Annotated in this window: 14 protein-coding genes and 1 pseudogene; 11 read left to right on the forward strand and 4 right to left on the reverse strand. The window is 63.1% G+C overall.

Features of this window, described 5'->3' with window-relative positions:
• Window positions 1-98: 98 nt before the first annotated feature.
• Entirely contained in the window at window positions 99-2,297 is a 2,199-nt protein-coding gene (locus tag ACFO24_RS05485) for a malate synthase G (RefSeq protein WP_377737299.1), read from the reverse strand.
• Between the two features lie 303 nt (window positions 2,298-2,600).
• Here ACFO24_RS05485 and ACFO24_RS05490 point away from each other — a divergent pair, with 303 nt between their 5' ends.
• From ACFO24_RS05490 to ACFO24_RS05535, 10 genes are all read left to right on the forward strand, one after another.
• Complete coding sequence (locus tag ACFO24_RS05490; protein ID WP_377737301.1) at window positions 2,601-3,533, forward strand: LysR family transcriptional regulator; 933 nt, start codon at window positions 2,601-2,603, stop codon at window positions 3,531-3,533.
• Complete coding sequence (locus ACFO24_RS05495) at window positions 3,530-3,976, forward strand: DUF2214 family protein (protein ID WP_377737302.1); 447 nt, start codon at window positions 3,530-3,532, stop codon at window positions 3,974-3,976. The genes ACFO24_RS05490 and ACFO24_RS05495 overlap by 4 nt, the downstream gene beginning before the upstream one ends.
• 38 nt (window positions 3,977-4,014) lie before the next feature.
• Entirely contained in the window at window positions 4,015-5,718 is a 1,704-nt protein-coding gene (gene argS, locus ACFO24_RS05500) for an arginine--tRNA ligase (protein ID WP_377737303.1), read from the forward strand.
• Window positions 5,719-5,742: 24 nt separating this feature from the next.
• Complete coding sequence (locus ACFO24_RS05505; RefSeq protein WP_377737305.1) at window positions 5,743-6,360, forward strand: SPOR domain-containing protein; 618 nt, start codon at window positions 5,743-5,745, stop codon at window positions 6,358-6,360.
• Between the two features lie 72 nt (window positions 6,361-6,432).
• On the forward strand, window positions 6,433-7,059 hold the full coding sequence (locus ACFO24_RS05510) for a thiol:disulfide interchange protein DsbA/DsbL (protein ID WP_207575955.1): 627 nt from the start codon (window positions 6,433-6,435) through the stop codon (window positions 7,057-7,059).
• Window positions 7,060-7,164: 105 nt separating this feature from the next.
• The gene (gene lptA, locus ACFO24_RS05515; protein ID WP_377737306.1) at window positions 7,165-7,815 is read left to right on the forward strand and encodes a lipopolysaccharide transport periplasmic protein LptA; all 651 of its coding nucleotides are present in this window, start codon (window positions 7,165-7,167) and stop codon (window positions 7,813-7,815) included.
• The gene (gene lptB / locus ACFO24_RS05520; RefSeq protein WP_377737308.1) at window positions 7,812-8,600 is read left to right on the forward strand and encodes an LPS export ABC transporter ATP-binding protein; all 789 of its coding nucleotides are present in this window, start codon (window positions 7,812-7,814) and stop codon (window positions 8,598-8,600) included. The genes lptA and lptB overlap by 4 nt, the downstream gene beginning before the upstream one ends.
• Window positions 8,601-8,603: 3 nt before the next feature.
• The gene (gene rpoN / locus ACFO24_RS05525; protein ID WP_377737310.1) at window positions 8,604-10,154 is read left to right on the forward strand and encodes an RNA polymerase factor sigma-54; all 1,551 of its coding nucleotides are present in this window, start codon (window positions 8,604-8,606) and stop codon (window positions 10,152-10,154) included.
• A gap of 50 nt (window positions 10,155-10,204) precedes the next feature.
• On the forward strand, window positions 10,205-11,494 hold the full coding sequence (locus tag ACFO24_RS05530; protein WP_377737312.1) for a THUMP domain-containing class I SAM-dependent RNA methyltransferase: 1,290 nt from the start codon (window positions 10,205-10,207) through the stop codon (window positions 11,492-11,494).
• Window positions 11,491-11,961: a putative toxin-antitoxin system toxin component, PIN family gene (locus ACFO24_RS05535; protein WP_377737313.1), complete on the forward strand. Its 471-nt coding sequence runs from the start codon at window positions 11,491-11,493 to the stop codon at window positions 11,959-11,961. The genes ACFO24_RS05530 and ACFO24_RS05535 overlap by 4 nt, the downstream gene beginning before the upstream one ends.
• A 10-nt stretch (window positions 11,962-11,971) precedes the next feature.
• On the opposite strand, the gene ACFO24_RS05540 is transcribed toward ACFO24_RS05535, so the two are convergent.
• On the reverse strand, window positions 11,972-12,247 hold the full coding sequence (locus tag ACFO24_RS05540) for a putative hemolysin (RefSeq protein ID WP_377737314.1): 276 nt from the start codon (window positions 12,245-12,247) through the stop codon (window positions 11,972-11,974).
• A gap of 9 nt (window positions 12,248-12,256) precedes the next feature.
• A pseudogene (locus ACFO24_RS05545) lies at window positions 12,257-14,071 on the reverse strand (methyl-accepting chemotaxis protein).
• A gap of 204 nt (window positions 14,072-14,275) precedes the next feature.
• On the opposite strand from ACFO24_RS05545, the gene ACFO24_RS05550 reads away from it, so the two are divergent.
• A complete protein-coding gene (locus ACFO24_RS05550) occupies window positions 14,276-15,388 on the forward strand; it encodes a 3-deoxy-7-phosphoheptulonate synthase (protein WP_207576099.1) in 1,113 nt (370 codons plus the stop codon).
• A 101-nt stretch (window positions 15,389-15,489) separates the two neighbouring features.
• Here the strand turns inward: ACFO24_RS05550 and ACFO24_RS05555 are convergent, their stop codons facing one another.
• On the reverse strand, window positions 15,490-16,338 hold the full coding sequence (locus tag ACFO24_RS05555) for a MurR/RpiR family transcriptional regulator (RefSeq protein WP_207576100.1): 849 nt from the start codon (window positions 16,336-16,338) through the stop codon (window positions 15,490-15,492).
• Window positions 16,339-16,557 lie beyond the last annotated feature (219 nt).

Consider the following 16,557-nt stretch of genomic DNA (forward strand, 5'->3'; position numbering starts at 1 on the left):
TGTGAAACTGGCAGTGTAGGTAAAAAAAGAAGGCACCCAGCGCATTGTCTGGGTGCCTTGGGCGTTTTGGCGGTGGCCGTTTAGGCGTTGTTATGCCTTCACTGGGCGGCGGCTTTCACTTTCAAGCGCCAGGCGTGCAGCAGCGGCTCGGTGTAGCCGCTGGGCTGCTCCACGCCCTTGAACACCAGATCGCAAGCGGCTTGGTAGGCGGCCGATTGGTCATAGCGGTCATGCATGCGCTGGTACAGCGGATCGCCGGCATTTTGCTGGTCCACCTTGGCGGCCATGCGCTCAAAGGTGGCACGCACCTGGCCCTCGCTGACGATGCCGTGCAGCAGCCAGTTGGCTACGTGCTGGCTGGAGATGCGCAGCGTGGCGCGGTCTTCCATCAGGCCGATGTCGTTGATGTCTGGCACCTTGGAGCAGCCCACGCCCTGATCGACCCAGCGCACCACGTAACCCAGGATGCCCTGGATGTTGTTATCCAGCTCTTGCTGCTTCTCGGCCTCGGTCCACTGGGGATTTTTGGCCACGGGCACTTGCAGCAGGTCGGCCAGGATGTTGGCGCGTTCGGTATCGGCGCTGATTTTTTCCAGCTCAGCCTGCACGCTGGCCACTTTCACCTGGTGGTAGTGCAGCGCGTGCAGCGTGGCCCCGGTGGGCGAGGGCACCCAGGCGGTGTTGGCCCCGGCTTTGGGGTGGCCGATTTTTTGCTCCAGCATGGCGGCCATCAGGTCGGGCATGGCCCACATACCCTTGCCGATCTGGGCGCGGCCGCGCAGGCCCATGGTCAGGCCCACCAGCACGTTGTTCTTTTCGTAGGCGGCCAGCCAGGCGCTGGTTTTCATGTCGCCCTTGCGGATCATGGGGCCGGCGTGCATGGCGGTGTGCATCTCGTCGCCGGTGCGGTCCAGGAAGCCGGTGTTGATAAAGGCCACGCGGGCCGGGGCGGCGGCGATACAGGCTTTGAGGTTCACCGAGGTGCGGCGCTCCTCGTCCATGATGCCCAGCTTGACCGTGTTTTGCGGCAGGCCCAGCAGCTGCTCGACGCGGCCAAACAGCTCGTTGGCAAAGGCCACTTCCGCCGGGCCGTGCATCTTGGGCTTGACGATATAGACGCTGCCGGTGCGCGAGTTGCGAATGCCGTTGGCCCCGTGGCCCTTCAGGTCGTGGATGGCAATCGCCGTGGTGACCACCGCATCCAAAATGCCTTCGGGGATTTCTTGGTGGTCTGCGCCCCACAGGATGGCGGGGTTGGTCATCAAATGGCCCACGTTGCGCACAAACAGCAGCGAGCGGCCGTGCAGCGTCACCGGCTGGCCGTTGGCCCCGGTGTAAACGCGGTCGGCGTTCAGGCCACGGGTCACGGTTTTGCCGCCTTTTTCAAAGGATTCGGTCAGCGTGCCCTTAAGGATGCCCAGCCAGTTGCTGTAGCACAGCACCTTGTCGTCGGCATCCACGGCGGCCACCGAGTCTTCCAAGTCCAAAATGGTGGACAAGGCCGCCTCCACCACCACATCGGCCACGCCGGCCGCATCGGCCTGGCCAATGGGGGTGGCGCGGTTGATGAGGATGTCAATGTGCAGGCCGTTGTTCACCAGCAACACGCTGGTGGGGGCGGCCGCCTCGCCTTGGTGACCGACAAACTGGGCGGCATCTTGCAAGCCGGTGGTGCTGCCGTTTTGCAGCGCCACCACCAACTGGCCGCCTTCCACGCGGTAGCCGCTGGCATCCCGGTGCGAGCCTTGGGCCAGGGGTACGGCCTGGTCCAAAAAGTTGCGGGCAAAGGCCACCACCTTGGCACCGCGCAGCGGGTTGTAGCCCGGGCCTTTTTGCGCCCCGTCCTCGTCGCTGATCACATCGGTGCCGTACAGCGCGTCGTACAGCGAACCCCAGCGGGCATTGGCCGCGTTCAGGGCGTAGCGGGCATTCATGATGGGCACCACCAGCTGCGGGCCGGCCATGCTGGCCAGCTCGGCATCCACGTTTTCGGTGGTGGCCTGCACGCCCTGGGGGGGCTGAACCATGTAGCCAATCTGGGTCAGAAACTGCTGGTAAGCCGCCATGTCGGCAATCGGGCCGGGGTGGGCCTGGTGCCAGGTGTCCAGCTCTTTTTGCAGGCGCTCGCGCTCGGCCAGCAGGGCGGCGTTTTTCGGTGCCAAATCGCGCACCAGGGCATCAAACCCCTGCCAGAAAGCGGCCGCGTCCAGGCCGGTGCCCGGCAGCACCTGGGTGTTGATAAATTGGTGCAGAACGTCAGCCACTTGCAGGCTGTGCGCAGGAATACGAGCAGTCATGGAAATCCCTTGTCAAAAAAACCAAAAATCCGCGAGGGCGACCCTGGCCAGCGCAGCACTGGGCAGCGCCAGGGCAGGGGAAGAGCGCTTCACAGCGCACTGTATTAGAAATGCGAAAAGGAATAAACCGCCTGAATATCCTGAAACTCATGACTTTTATGCAAAGACGGCCGACACTGCCCCCCTTGGCAACGCCCTGTGCCAGAGGGGTAAAGCATTGCGCTTTTAATAGCTGGTACCGCTTTCTGGTATTGCGTTTTGGCTATATTTCACTCTCATTTTTTGCACATTTGCGTGCTGTTTATGGATAAATTAAAAGCTTTTGAGTCGTTTGTCTCGGTCGCCACCAAAGGCAGCCTGACCGCTGCCGCCAAGGCCGAGGGGGTGGCCCCGGCCATCATGGGGCGGCGCTTGGATGCGCTGGAGGAGCACCTGGGCGTGAAACTCATGGTGCGCACCACCCGGCGCATCAGCCTGACGCACGAAGGCAGTGCTTTTTTGGAAGACTGCCAGCGCCTGCTCACCGATGTCAGCAATGCCGAGGCCAGCGTTTCCGCCGGGGGCGTAAAAGCCGCTGGGCATTTGCGCATTACCGCTCCGGCCGGTTTTGGCCGCCGCCACGTGGCCCCGCTGGTGCCCAAGTTTTACGCCCTGCACCCCGAGGTAAAAATCTCGCTCAACCTCTCTGACCGGGTGGTGGATTTGGCCGCCGAGGGCTACGACTGCGCGGTGCGCGTGGGCGATTTGCCCGATTCGTCCCTGATCAGCGTGCGCCTGGCCGACAACCGCCGCCTGTGCGTGGCCGCCCCGGACTATCTGGCCCGGCGTGGGACCCCGCAGCACCCCCAAGAGCTGGCGCAGCACGCTTGCCTGACCCTGTCCAGCGATGCCTCGCAAATCCGGGGCTGGGCCTTTCGCCTGCCGCGCCCCGAAGGCGGCAGCGATGTGGCCTACATCAAGCCCAGCGGCCCCCTGGACTGCACCGACGGCCAAGTCCTGTACGACTGGTGCCTGGACGGCTGGGGCATTGCCTGGCGCAGCACCTGGGAGGTCGATACCGACATCGCCGCCGGGCGCTTGGTGCCGCTGCTGGAAGACTTTGCCGCCCCGCCCAATGGGATTTACATGGTGTTTCCGCAGCGCAAACACATGCCACTGCGCGTGCGGCTGTGGATTGATTTTTTAAAAATGCACTATGAGCGCCCCGAATTCTGGCGCCAAGGAGTAATCGCATGATGTTGGAATCTGTACTGGCCAGCCTGCACCTAGTGGCGATTTTGGCGATGGTGGTGTTCTCCTCCAGCCAAGCGGCGCTGTGCCGGCAAGAATGGCTGAACGCTGCCGTGGTGCGCCGCCTGCTGCGCCTGGACTGGATTTTCCTGGCCTCGGTCACCGTGCTGCTGCTATCGGGCGTGGCCCGGGTGGTCTGGGGCATCAAAGGCTGGCAGTGGTATGTTGGCCAGCCGCTGTTTCACGTCAAGATGACCCTGGTGCTCATCACCCTGGTGATTGTGGCGCGGCCCAGTTTCACCATCCGCCGCTGGGTGCGCACCTTGGATGCCGACGGCACACTGCCCAGCAGCCACGAGATCAACCGCCTGCGCAGCGCCATCATGCTGCACACGCACATCATGCCCTTCATCGCCGTGCTTGCCGTATTTTGGGCACGCGGGTGGTGAGCAGGCACCGCCCCAGACACACGTAAAATTGCGCCCCTATGCTTTTAGTCAAACAGCAATTGCTCGCAGCCCTGGCTGGCGAGCTAGAAACACTCTCCCCCGGTGCGGGCACCCGCGCCGCCTTTGAAAACCCCAAAGTGGCGGCCCACGGCGACTATGCCTGCACGGCGGCCATGCAACTGGCCAAGCCGCTCAAGCTCAACCCGCGCGCCCTGGGCGAGCAGCTCAAGGCCGCGCTGGAGGCCACGCCCGCCTTTCAGCAGTGGGTGGATGCCATTGAAATTGCGGGCCCCGGCTTTCTGAACATTCGCTTGAAACCCGCCGCCAAGCAGGAAGTGATCCGCGAAGTGCTGGGCCAGGCCGACAAGTTTGGCCAGCAGCCCGAGCGGGGCGAAAAAATTCTGGTGGAATTTGTCTCGGCCAACCCCACCGGCCCGCTGCACGTGGGCCATGGCCGCCAGGCGGCGCTGGGCGATGCAATTTGCAACCTGTACGCCAGCCAAGGCTGGAACGTCCACCGCGAGTTCTATTACAACGACGCGGGCGTGCAGATCGACACGCTGACCAAATCCACCCAGCTGCGCGCCAAGGGCTTCAAGCCCGGCGACGACTGCTGGCCCACCGACGCCGACAACCCGCTGGCCAAGAATTTTTACAACGGTGACTACATTGCCGACATCGCCCAGGCCTTCCTGAACAAGGAAACCGTGCAGGCCGATGACCGCGAGTTCACCGCCAATGGCGATGTGGAAGACTACGACAACATCCGCCAGTTCGCCGTGGCTTATCTGCGCAACGAACAAGACAAAGACCTGCAGGCGTTCAACCTCAAGTTCGACGAGTACTACCTCGAATCGAGCCTGTACACCAACGGCCACGTCGAAGCCACCGTGCAGCGCCTGATCGCCAACGGCAAGACCTACGAGCAAGACGGCGCGCTGTGGCTGAAATCCACCGACTACGGCGACGACAAAGACCGCGTGATGCGCAAAAGCGATGGTGGCTACACCTACTTTGTGCCTGATGTGGCCTACCACATTCAAAAATTTAAACGCGGCTTTACCAAGGTGGTGAACATTCAGGGTACCGACCACCACGGCACCATCGCCCGCGTGCGTGCGGGCCTGCAGGCGGCCGAGGTGGGCATTCCCGCCGGTTACCCCGACTACGTGCTGCACACCATGGTGCGCGTGGTACGCAATGGTGAAGAAGTGAAGATCAGCAAGCGGGCGGGCAGCTACGTGACGCTGCGCGATTTGATCGAGTGGACGAGCAAGGATGCCGTGCGCTTCTTCCTTTTGAGCCGCAAGCCCGATACCGAATACACCTTCGACGTGGACTTGGCCGTGGCCAAGAACAACGACAACCCGGTGTACTACGTGCAGTACGCACATGCCCGCATCTGCTCGGTGCTGCGCGGCTGGCGTGAAGACTACGACCTGGCAGCGCTGCGCGAGGTGGACTTGAGCCCCCTGCACGGCGAGCAGGCCCAGGCGCTGATGCTGCTGCTGGCCAAGTACCCCGAAATGCTCACCGCTGCCGCCCAGGGCAATGCGCCGCACGATGTGACCTTTTATCTGCGCGAGCTGGCTTCGGCGTACCACAGCTACTACGATGCCGAGCGCATTTTGGTCGATGACGAGGCCGTCAAACTCGCGCGCCTGGCCTTGGTGGCGGCCACCGCCCAGGTGCTGGCCAATGGGCTGGCCATGCTGGGGGTGTCTGCGCCCCAGCGCATGTAAAGCCACAACTTCAAGGAGCGCTGCATGCGACAACAACAACGAGGCGGCACCATCCTGGGCTTTATCCTGGGGTTGCTGGTGGGCTTGGGCGCCGCCTTTGCCGTGGCGGTGTACGTCAGCAAAATTCCGGTGCCGTTTCTCACCATGGATGGGGACAAAACCGCCAGCCCCCGGATGCCGCAAGCCGATTGGAATCCCAATACCGCCTTGGGCGGCAAGGTCACGCCTCCACCGGTTGCGCCCGTGGAGGTCAAGCCCGAAGGGGTCGCCCCCACCGAAACCCCTGCCGCCCAGGCCACAGCGTCGAATGATCCTTTAGGGGACTTGGCCAAGGCCCAAATTGCCAAGGCCGAAAAAGCAGAGAAGGCCGAAGCAGCCGAAAAAGCCAAAGCGGCCGCCTCGGACGGCTTTGTGTACTTTGTGCAGGTGGGGGCCTTTCGCAGCCAGGCCGATGCCGATGCCCAACGCGCCAAACTGGGCCTGATCGGCCAGCAAGCCCGCGTGAGCGAACGCGAACAAAACGGCCGCCCCGTGTACCGCGTGCGCATTGGCCCCATGGCCCAGCGCAGCGAGGCCGAAGCCTTAAAACAGCAACTGGGCGACACCGGCATCGATGCCGCCTTGGTGCGCATTCACCAGTAAGCACGCCACGCGGGCGGGAACCGATTGCCCGCCCCCCACTCTTAGCGGGGCACTATTTTGGAGAAACCTTGAATGAAACGTCGTGAATTTGCCCAACTGGCCCTGCTGGGCGCAGTCCCCAGTGTTTTTTCTTTCGCCGCCCAGGCCAATAGCGGTTACGCCACGTTGAAGCAACCCGCTTCGGTGCTGGCCCCGAAAGGCCAGATCGAGGTGGTGCAGTTCTTCTCTTACGGCTGCTCGCACTGCAAAAATTTTGACCCTGTCTTTGAAGCGTGGCGCAAGACCGCCGCCAAAGATGTCAGCGTGCGTTTGGTGCACGTCGGGTTCAACAAAAATTTTGAGCCCCTGCAGCGCATTTACTACGCCCTGGAAAGCCTGGGCCAGGCCCAAGCCTTGAACGGCAAAGTCTTCAAAGCCTTTCAGGATGAGAAAAAGCGCCTCGACCAACCCGAGGTTCTCTTCCCCTGGGTGGCCGAGCAAGGCGTGGACCGCGCCAAGTTTGAAGCCGCCTACCAATCCTTTAGCGTGGCCACCCAGGTGCGCCAGGCCATACAACTGCAAGACCAGTACCAGGTGGAAGGCACCCCGGCCATGGGCATTGCTGGGCGTTACTACACCGATGGCTCGATGGCCGGCGGCTTTGAGCGCATGATTCAAATCACCAACCAACTGATTGAGCAAGAGCGCAAACGCACGTAAAGCGTGCTTGAACCCATCGTCACGGCTGCCCAAGCCCGCTTCGGCGGGCTTTGTTGTTGCTGCTGCAGGGTGACTACAATCACACGCAAAAACCATGCCTAATTTATGAAGCGCCTGCCCACCCTCCTCTCTTTCTTGCCGCTGACCTTTGCGGCGGCCATGGTGCTGCCCGCCCACGCCGAGCGGGCCGACCGTGACCAGCCCATGCACATCGAATCGGATGCCCTGCGCCATGACGAGCTGCAGCAAACCAGCGTGTTCACCGGCAATGTGGTGATGACCAAAGGCTCCATCGTGCTGCGCGGGGCGCAACTCGATGTGCGCCAAGACCCGCAGGGCTACCAATATGGTGTGGTCACTGCCGCCAGCGGTAAACGCGCCTTTTTTCGCCAAAAGCGCGATACCGCCCCCGGTGCGCCAGAGGAGTTTGTCGAGGGCGAGGCCGAAGTCATTGAATACGATGGCCGCAAAGACGATGTGCGCCTGATTCGCCGCGCCCAGCTGCGCCGCTATACCGGCGGCAAGTTGAGCGATGACATTACCGGCCAGCAAATCACGTACAACAACCTGACCGATGTTTTCACCGTGGACAGCCAAACACCGCAAGCGGGCAACAAGCCCGGCAGCAGCAGCGGTGGCCGGGTGCGGGCGGTATTGGCCCCCAAAGCGCCCCCTTCAGCCAGCCCGGCCGGCACGCCCGCAGCGGGCGCAAGGCTGCAAGCCACCCCGCAACTGACCGCTCCGCAAGAACCATGACGCAGCAGCCGCAAGAACCCTCTTTGGCTGCGCTCAGCAGCGCCACTAGCTGCCTGCAAGCGCGCAATCTGGCCAAAACCTATGGCAAGCGCCAGGTGGTCAAAGATGTCTCGCTCACCGTCAAAAGCGGTGAAGTGGTCGGCCTGCTTGGCCCCAACGGCGCGGGCAAAACCACCTCGTTTTACATGCTTGTCGGCCTGGTGCGCAGCGATGGCGGCGATGTGCTGATTGATGGCCAATCGGTCGCCCGCAGCCCCATGCACCAACGCGCGCGCCTGGGCCTGTCCTACCTGCCGCAAGAGGCTTCGATTTTTCGCAAACTCAATGTGCAGGACAACATCCGCGCCGTGCTGCAGCTGCAAAAAAATGCCGCTGGCAAGCCCCTGGCCAAAGATGAGATCGAGCGCCAGCTGACCAGTCTGCTGCAAGAGCTGCACGTCGAGCACCTGCGCGATGCCCCGGCGCTGGCCCTGTCCGGCGGCGAGCGCCGGCGCGTGGAAATCGCCCGCGCCCTGGCCACGCACCCGCGCTTTATTCTGCTGGACGAGCCCTTTGCCGGCATCGACCCGATTGCCGTGATCGAGATCCAGCGCATCATCGGTTTTCTCAAAGCGCGCGGCATTGGCGTGCTGATCACCGACCACAACGTGCGCGAAACGCTGGGCATTTGCGACCACGCCTGCATCATCAGCGAGGGCACGGTGCTCACCCACGGCACGCCGCAAGCCATCGTGGACAACCCCGAAGTGCGCCGGGTGTACCTGGGCGACAACTTCCGCATGTAAGCCATGGTCGGGGCCGCACCGCATCTCTCGATTCGCCCCGGCATCCAGCTGCAGCTGACCCCGCAATTGCAGCAAGCCCTGCGCCTGCTGCAGCTGTCCAGCCTGGAGCTGCAGCAAGAAGTGCAGCAACGGGTGTTGGACAACCCTTTTTTAGAATTGGAAGAGGCCGAGGCCACCGCCCCATCCACTCCTGAAAAAGAAGCTGTAAGCGCTGATATATCCAGCGATTCAGAATTTAATACCCCTGATAACCAATCAGAAAGCGCGCAAGAAGCTCCTGAATTAGAAGCACTCAGTTGGGAGGGCGACTCCCTCTCCGCCTTCGATTGGGACGATGCACCCCCCGGCCCCGCGCCCGCCAACGCCGACAGCGAACAGGCCCTGCCCCACGACTTCACCGCCAGCGCCCCCAGCTTGCAAGCGCATTTGCAAGAACAAGCCAGCAACCTGCGCCTGGCCCCGGCCGAACGGGCTGCGCTCGAGTTTTTGATCGGCAACCTGCTGGACAACGGCTACCTCGATGGCGACCTGCCCGAACTGGCGCACGCCCTGCTGCCCGAGGTAGCCACAGAAGCCGAAACCCCCAGCGCGGCAGAAACCCGCCAAACCCTCATGCACCACCTGCAGCTGGCCTTGGGCCTGCTGCAAAGCATGGAGCCCGCCGGCATCGGTGCCCGCAACGTGGCCGAATGCCTGCGCCTGCAACTGCGCCACGCCTGGGCGCAAGAAGCGCAACCGGCCCATGCCGACCACGCCCTGTACCAGCTGGCCCTGGCACTGTGCGAGCAGCCACTGCCCCTGCTGGCCCGCAAAGATGTGCGCACCCTGGCCCAGCACTGCGCCGCCCCCCCGGAGCGCATCGCCCTGGCCCTGCGCTGGATTGGCCAACTCGAACCCAACCCCGCCCGGCGCTTTGCCGCCATTGCCCAGGCACGCCTCATCCCCGACGTACTGGTGCGCCCCAGCGGCCAGGGCCTGCAGGTGCAGCTCAACCCCGAAGTGCTGCCGCGCCTGAACGTCCACGCCCTCTACGCCCAGGCCCTGCGCGGGCAGCGCAGCCATGCCAGCTACGCCGGCCTGCACAGCCAGCTGCAAGAGGCGCGCTGGTACGTGAAAAACCTCGCCCAGCGCTTTGACACCATCTTGCGCGTCGCCCAGGCCATCGTGCAGGAGCAAGCGGGGTTTTTCAAACACGGCCCCGTCGCCATGCGCCCCTTGGTGCTGCGCGAAGTGGCGCAGGCCCTGGACTTGCACACCTCCACCATCAGCCGCACCGTCAATGGCAAATACATGGCCACGCCGCAAGGCACCTTTGAATTCAGCTACTTTTTTAGCTCGGGCGTGCAAACCGATACCGGCGGCAGCACCTCCAGCACCGCCGTGCAAACGGTCATTGCCCAGCTCATTGCGGCAGAAAACCCCAAAAAACCCCTGTCTGATGCCAAAATCGCCGACCTTCTGGCCGCCCAAGGCATCGAATGCGCCCGCCGCACCGTCGCCAAGTACCGCGAGGCGCTGAACATCCCGGCCACCAGTTTGCGCAAAACGGTTTAAAGCCCGCCAACGCTCTTGCCAACGACGCGGCGCTATCCTTCGCACCACTTATGAACCAACTGCATTTATTTTTGCCCTGCGCCGCTGGCGTGGAAGATTTTTTGGCCGATGAGGTCCACACCATTACCGGTGCCAGCGGGCAGGATTTGCTCGTGGGCCGGGGCGGTGTCATGGTGCGCGGTGCTTGGCGCGATGTGCTGCAGCTCAATCTGCACAGCCGCCTGGCCCAGCGCGTGCTGATTGAGCTGGCGCTGCAGGACTACCGCAACGAAAACGACCTGTACCGCGCCGCCAGCCAAGTGTCCTGGGAAGTGTGGTTTGACCCGCAGCGCACCTTCAAAGTCGAGGTCACCGCCCAGCACAGCCCGCTGACCAGCCTGAACTTTGCCGCCCTGCGCGTGAAAGATGCCGTGGCCGACCGCTTTCGTGCCAAGCGCGGTGGCGTGCGTCCCAGCGTGGAAACGCACCACCCGGACGTGCGCATCCACCTGCACCTGACCACCGACACGGCCACGCTGTACATCGACACCTCGGGCGAAGCCCTGTTCAAACGCGGTTGGCGCGAAGACACGGGCGATGCCCCACTGAAAGAAACCCTGGCCGCCGCCATGATCGCCGCCACCGGCTGGAACCCGCACGGCGACCACCCCCAGCCGCTGTACGACCCCTGCTGCGGCAGCGGCACGGTGGTGATCGAGGCGGCGCAGATCGCCCGGCGCATTCCGGCCGGCATCCTGCGCCGCTTTGCGTTTGAAAAGCTCATCCCCTTTCAGCGCCACGTCTGGGAAGGCATGCTCGACGAGGCCGAGGCGCAGATTCTGGACACCAGCCCGGTGCCCATCTATGGCTCTGACATCTCGCACCGCATGGTGGACTTTGCCCAGCGCAATGCCGAACGCGCCGGCGTGCTGGACACCATTGAGCTGCGCGGCGGCGATGCCCTGCAGCGCATGCCCCCCTGCGCGCAACCCGGCGTGCTGCTGCTGAACCCGCCCTATGGCGAGCGCATTGCCGCCGCCGGCAGCTTTGGCCGCAATGCCGCGCAGCGCATGGACGCGGTAGAACGCATGGGCCGCGAAAGCGCCCAGACCGAAGATGGTGTGGAATTTTTCAGCCAACTGGCCAGCCACTGGAAGAAAAACTTCAGCGGCTGGAGCGCCTGGATGCTCACCCCCGACCTGAAGCTGCCCGGCAAAATGCGCTTCAAAGAATCGCGCCGCACGCCGCTGTGGAACGGCCCGATCGAATGCCGCCTGTTCCGCTTTGACGTGGTGGCCGGCACGCACAAGCCCCGCAAAGACGCACCAGGCGACAGCAGCGTGCCGGGCAGCGGCGCATGAAAATTCTTTTGCGCTGGCCGCACTGCAATGCCGACTACCCCGGCCCCCAGCCGCGCCCGGTGGTGCTGGACACCAATGTGGTGCTCGATTTATTGGTGTTTGACGACCCGCTGGTGCCCCCCATCCGCCAATTGCTGGCCCAAGGCCAGCTGCGCTGGATTACCGACGAAGCCCAACGCACTGAGCTGGGCCGCGTGCTCAGTTACAGCAAGGTCGCCCCGCGCGTGGCCTTTTACGAAAAAACAGCGGCGGGCGTGCTGGCCGCTTTCGATGCCGCCGTGCAGTGCGTGCCCACCGCGCCCAAGGTGCGCTTTACCTGCACCGACCCGGACGACCAGCACTTTCTGGATCTAGCGGCCCAGCACCGGGCGCTGCTCATCAGCAAGGACAAGGCTGTTTTGAAGCAGCGTCGGCGCTTAGCCACTCACTATGAGACAACAATAGGCAATCAACTCGTTATAGAGTAAGCGCAAGCAGCTATTGTTTTTGTGGATGATCGCGGTAAAACAGCGCCCACTCGTCCATCACCACGCCGTCGGCAAGATGGCACACCCCATATTCCCCGCCCGCCCCACGCACGATTTTCAGCGTGCCGCCTTGGGCGATGCAGTATTGCGCTGCAGGGTTGGCCATGCCAGCGGTGGGCGAGCTGGGCGGCGCGGCGGGGGCGGCTGCGGGCTGGGTGGTACAGCCGCCCAGCACCATTGCGCAGCACAGCATGGCCAACGACGGGGCGTGAAAAAAAGTTTTCATCTTTTGGTTTTATCGAGGCGACACCAGGGACTGCGGCAGCTTAAAGCCCGCCACCACGTCTGCCAGGCTGTGCGCCTGCTGCTGCAGCGACTGGGCGGCGGCTGTCGCCTCTTCCACCAGGGCCGCGTTTTGCTGCGTGGCCTGGTCCATGTGGGTGATGGCGGTGCCCACCTCGGCAATGCCAGTGCTTTGCTCTTGGCTGGCGCTGCTGATCTCGGCCACGACGGTGTTCACCTGGCGGATGCTGTCCACCACCTGGGCCATGGTGGCCCCGGCCTCTTGCACCTGGCGGCTGCCGCTGGCCACCTGCGTGACAGAGTCTTCAATCAGCCCTTTGATCTCTTTGGCGGCCTCGGCGCTGCGCCCGGCCAGGGTGCGCACTTCGCTGGCGACGACGGCAAAACCCCGACCTTGTTCGCCCGCCCGGGCGGCTTCGACGGCAGCGTTCAGCGCCAAGATATTGGTCTGAAAGGCGATACCGTCAATCACGCTGATGATGGCCTCAATCTTGCGCGATGCGGCCTCAATGCCGCCCATGGTCTGCACCACCTGGCCGACGACCTCCCCGCCGTGGGCCGCAACGTCTGAGGCTGCGTGCGCCAATTGCCGCGCTTGCTGGGCATTGCTGGCGTTTTGCTGCACGGTAGCGGTCAGTTCTTCCATGGCGGCGGCAGTTTCTTCCAAGCTGCTGGCTTGTTGCTCAGTGCGCTCGGACAGGTCGCGGTTGCCTGCCGCAATCTCGGTGGTGGCCAGGCGCACGTTTTCCGCCGCAACGCGAATTTGCAGCAGCACGGCGGCAATCTTGTCCGCAAACTGGTTGAAGGCAAGGGCGATCTGCGCCAGTTCGTCCTTGCCGGTGGCGTCCATGCGGCGGGTCAGGTCGCCTTCGCCGCTGGCGATGTCGGCCAGGGCATCGCGCACCAGGGGCAGGCGGCGCAGCAGGCGGGCCACACTGGTGGGCAGCAAGACGGCGGCCGCCACGATGCAGGCCAGGGTAATCAGCACCTGAAGCTGCAGCAACTCGCGCAGGGCGGACTGGGCATCGGCCTCGTCCACGGCGATGCCCAGCATCCAGGGCGTGCCCTCGACGCGGGCAGCGTAAACGAGCTGCGTGGCGCCGCTCACGTCCACTTCGGTGTGGCCCCCGGATTGGGCCAGCCCTGCCATGAGCGATGTCGTCAGCGCCGGGGCGATGGCGGTGGCGGGTTTCAGCACCAGCTCGGCATTGGCGTAGGCCAGGATGCTGCCCTGGCCATCGAGCAGGAAGGCAAAGCTCTTGTCTGTGGCCTAGATGCTATTGACCTTGCGGGTCACGCTGTCCAGGTGCATGTCGGTGCCGACGATGGCGGTGAGCGTGCCGGACTCGGAGATTGGCTCGGCGAAGGTGATGGTCAGCTTGCCGGTGGTGGCGTCCACGTAGGGCGCGGTCACGACGGCCTTGTTAGCGGCGGCAGCTTCCTTGTACCAGGGGCGTGCGGTGCCGACGTAGCCATCCGGCATGGGGTGGGGAAAGACGTGCGGGCCGTGGGCATAGACGAAGTAGGCATCGTCAAAATCCCCGGCTTGCTTGGCCGCCAGCAGGAAGGGCACGGGTTCGTCTTTGCCCACGGCCTGCTAGATGGAGCTGGTGATGCGCTGCTTTTCGCGCACCCATTCGGTCAGTTCGGAGGCGTGCAGATGGGTGAGCTGGCCGATGCGCTGGTCCAGCGACTGCTGGGCATCGTCGCGCACCGAAAAAAAAGTGGTTAGCGCCAAGGCCAGCAGGGATACCGTGGTGATGGCAACGCAGATACCGATCAGGCGGGCACGCAGACTATGAAACATGATGCTGGCTCCAAAATTGGCTATCGATACAACGAAAGCAGTGCAGAAATTTTTATACCGCTGGCAACCATTGTCCCTATTGGTAAACCCGCCAGTGCGGCCCCCAGGGCCACACATTTGTGGCAAAGCCCCCAAGAACACGCGGAAAACGCAGAAGGGGTCGTGGACAATCGGCGGTATGTTCTTTCCCTTGCACGAGGTTGTATGACCGCTTCTGTCCCCCCCCATAAAGCAGCGGCAATCCCCGCCACCCTGGACACCACCCGCATTGACGACACGCGCATCAAAGCCGTGCGCCCCTTGATCACACCAGCCTTGCTGCAAGAGTGGCTGCCCGCCACCGCGCAGGCGCTGGAGCTGGTCGAAACCAGCCGCCGCGCCATTGCCAACATCCTGCATGGGCAGGATGACCGGCTGATCGTCGTCGTTGGCCCCTGCTCCATCCACGACCACGAGCAGGCCATGGACTATGCCCGCCAGCTGCAGGCGCAGGCCCAGGCGCTCCAGGGCGAACTGCTCATCGTCATGCGCGTCTATTTTGAAAAACCGCGCACCACCGTCGGCTGGAAGGGCTACATCAACGACCCGCACCGCGACGACAGCTTCGCCATGAACGAAGGGCTGGAGATGGCGCGGCGCCTGCTGCTGGAGGTGCTGGCGCTGGGCTTGCCGGTGGGCACCGAGTTTTTGGACCTGCTCTCGCCCCAATTCATCAGTGACCTGGTCAGCTGGGGTGCCATCGGGGCCCGCACCACCGAAAGCCAAAGCCACCGCCAATTGGCCAGCGGCCTGTCCTGCCCGGTCGGCTTTAAAAATGGCACCGATGGCGGCCTGAAAGTAGCGGCCGATGCCATCTTGGCCGCCCAGGCACCGCACGCCTTCATGGGCATGACCAAGATGGGGCAAAGCGCCATTTTCGAGACACGCGGCAACCGCGACTGCCACGTCATCCTGCGCGGCGGCAAAGTGCCCAACTACAGCGCCGCCGACGTGCAAGCCGCCTGCGCGCTGCTGGAAAAATCTGGCCTGCGCCCGCAGGTCATGATTGACCTGTCGCACGCCAACAGCAGCAAACAACACCGCCGCCAGATCGACGTGGCCGCCGACGTGGCCACACAAATCGCCGGGGGCGATGCGCGCATCACCGGCGTAATGATCGAAAGCCACCTGCGCGAAGGCCGCCAAGACATCGTGGACGGGCAGGAGCTGGCCTACGGCGTATCGCTGACCGATGCCTGCATCAGCCTGGAGCAAACCATCCCGGTGCTGGAACAATTGGCCGCCGCCGTGCGCCAACGGCGCGCTGCAGCGCAATAAAGCCCTATAAAAAGAGCTGTTGGCGCTTTAACCACATTGATTTATAGGCATTTAGCCCATTAAACCAATACAAAACAAGCGCAGACAGCTCTCTTTTTTAACTACTGCTCATAGCGCTTGCTGCGCAACAACTGCTTAATGATTTTTGAGTTTTGCTGCACGCTGGGGCCAATTTGCAGCGCCACACAGGTGGCCAGCACATCAATGATGAGCAAATGCAGCAAGCGCGAAACCATCGGGCTGTACAAGTCGTAGCCCTCCGGGTGATCGGCCGCCAAATGGATGGCGCAGGCTTTGGCCAAAGGCGAATTGCTGGCCGTAATGGCAATCGTCGTCGCCCCCGCCTGGCGGGCCAATTCCGCCGCCGCGATCAAGTCCCGCGTCAGCCCCGAGTTAGAAATCACCACCGCGCAATCGCCCCGGCGCAGCAAGGCCGCATTCATCAGCTGCACGTGGCCATCACTGCAGCTCATGCTGGTCAGCCCCAAGCGGAAGAATTTGTGCTGCGCATCATCGGCCACCATGCCCGAATTGCCCGCTCCAAAAAACACAATGCGCTGGTGCTGACGCCAAGTTTGCAAAATCGCCTGGGCGGCCGCCTCCAGCGCCTTGGGCGCAGCCGCATTGCGGTACTCCAAAAAAGCGGCCACCGAGTTGTCCACCACTTTGACCAGCACATCGCCCGCCTTGTCATCCACATCCACGCTGCGGTGCACAAACGGCACCCCCTCGCTAACGCTGCCCACCAGCTTGAGCTTCAAATCGGCCAGCCCGTCATAGCCCATGCTGCGGCAAAAGCGCACCACCGTCGGCTTGCTCACCCGCGCCAATTCCGCCAAGGTGCGCACCGGCAACCGCGCAAACGCCGCCGGATCATCCAGCACCAACTGGGCCACCCGCTGTTCGGCAGGTGCAAGCGAGGGGAGAGAGGCAGCAATACGCTCAAGCATGGCAAATCAAAGGGCAACGGGGGCTGAACAACGCGGCCAGATTGTCCAGAACAACCCTTGCAGCCGCGCCATATAAAAGAAAAGCGGCAAAGTTTACCGTGCTGCATCGACCATCCCCCACCAACCTGCGGTTGGCGGCAATAGAAAAGCTGAAGTTGCCCCTAGAAATGGGAGTTCTTAGCTTTGTTCAAAATGTAGACAAGGAGCTAAGAAATGGTG

This window comes from Comamonas denitrificans, assembly GCF_042654745.1.
GTDB lineage: Bacteria > Pseudomonadota > Gammaproteobacteria > Burkholderiales > Burkholderiaceae_C > Comamonas > Comamonas denitrificans.

What these genes read in the sequence shown, in the direction of transcription:
- ACFO24_RS05485 (WP_377737299.1), bottom strand. Translation starts at nt 2,297, where the DNA reads ATGACTGCTCGTATTCCTGCGCACAGCCTGCAAGTGGCTGACGTTCTG.
- ACFO24_RS05490 (WP_377737301.1), top strand. Translation starts at nt 2,601, where the DNA reads ATGGATAAATTAAAAGCTTTTGAGTCGTTTGTCTCGGTCGCCACCAAA.
- ACFO24_RS05495 (WP_377737302.1), top strand. Translation starts at nt 3,530, where the DNA reads ATGATGTTGGAATCTGTACTGGCCAGCCTGCACCTAGTGGCGATTTTG.
- argS (WP_377737303.1), top strand. Translation starts at nt 4,015, where the DNA reads ATGCTTTTAGTCAAACAGCAATTGCTCGCAGCCCTGGCTGGCGAGCTA.
- ACFO24_RS05505 (WP_377737305.1), top strand. Translation starts at nt 5,743, where the DNA reads ATGCGACAACAACAACGAGGCGGCACCATCCTGGGCTTTATCCTGGGG.
- ACFO24_RS05510 (WP_207575955.1), top strand. Translation starts at nt 6,433, where the DNA reads ATGAAACGTCGTGAATTTGCCCAACTGGCCCTGCTGGGCGCAGTCCCC.
- lptA (WP_377737306.1), top strand. Translation starts at nt 7,165, where the DNA reads ATGAAGCGCCTGCCCACCCTCCTCTCTTTCTTGCCGCTGACCTTTGCG.
- lptB (WP_377737308.1), top strand. Translation starts at nt 7,812, where the DNA reads ATGACGCAGCAGCCGCAAGAACCCTCTTTGGCTGCGCTCAGCAGCGCC.
- rpoN (WP_377737310.1), top strand. Translation starts at nt 8,604, where the DNA reads ATGGTCGGGGCCGCACCGCATCTCTCGATTCGCCCCGGCATCCAGCTG.
- ACFO24_RS05530 (WP_377737312.1), top strand. Translation starts at nt 10,205, where the DNA reads ATGAACCAACTGCATTTATTTTTGCCCTGCGCCGCTGGCGTGGAAGAT.
- ACFO24_RS05535 (WP_377737313.1), top strand. Translation starts at nt 11,491, where the DNA reads ATGAAAATTCTTTTGCGCTGGCCGCACTGCAATGCCGACTACCCCGGC.
- ACFO24_RS05540 (WP_377737314.1), bottom strand. Translation starts at nt 12,247, where the DNA reads ATGAAAACTTTTTTTCACGCCCCGTCGTTGGCCATGCTGTGCTGCGCA.
- ACFO24_RS05550 (WP_207576099.1), top strand. Translation starts at nt 14,276, where the DNA reads ATGACCGCTTCTGTCCCCCCCCATAAAGCAGCGGCAATCCCCGCCACC.
- ACFO24_RS05555 (WP_207576100.1), bottom strand. Translation starts at nt 16,338, where the DNA reads ATGCTTGAGCGTATTGCTGCCTCTCTCCCCTCGCTTGCACCTGCCGAA.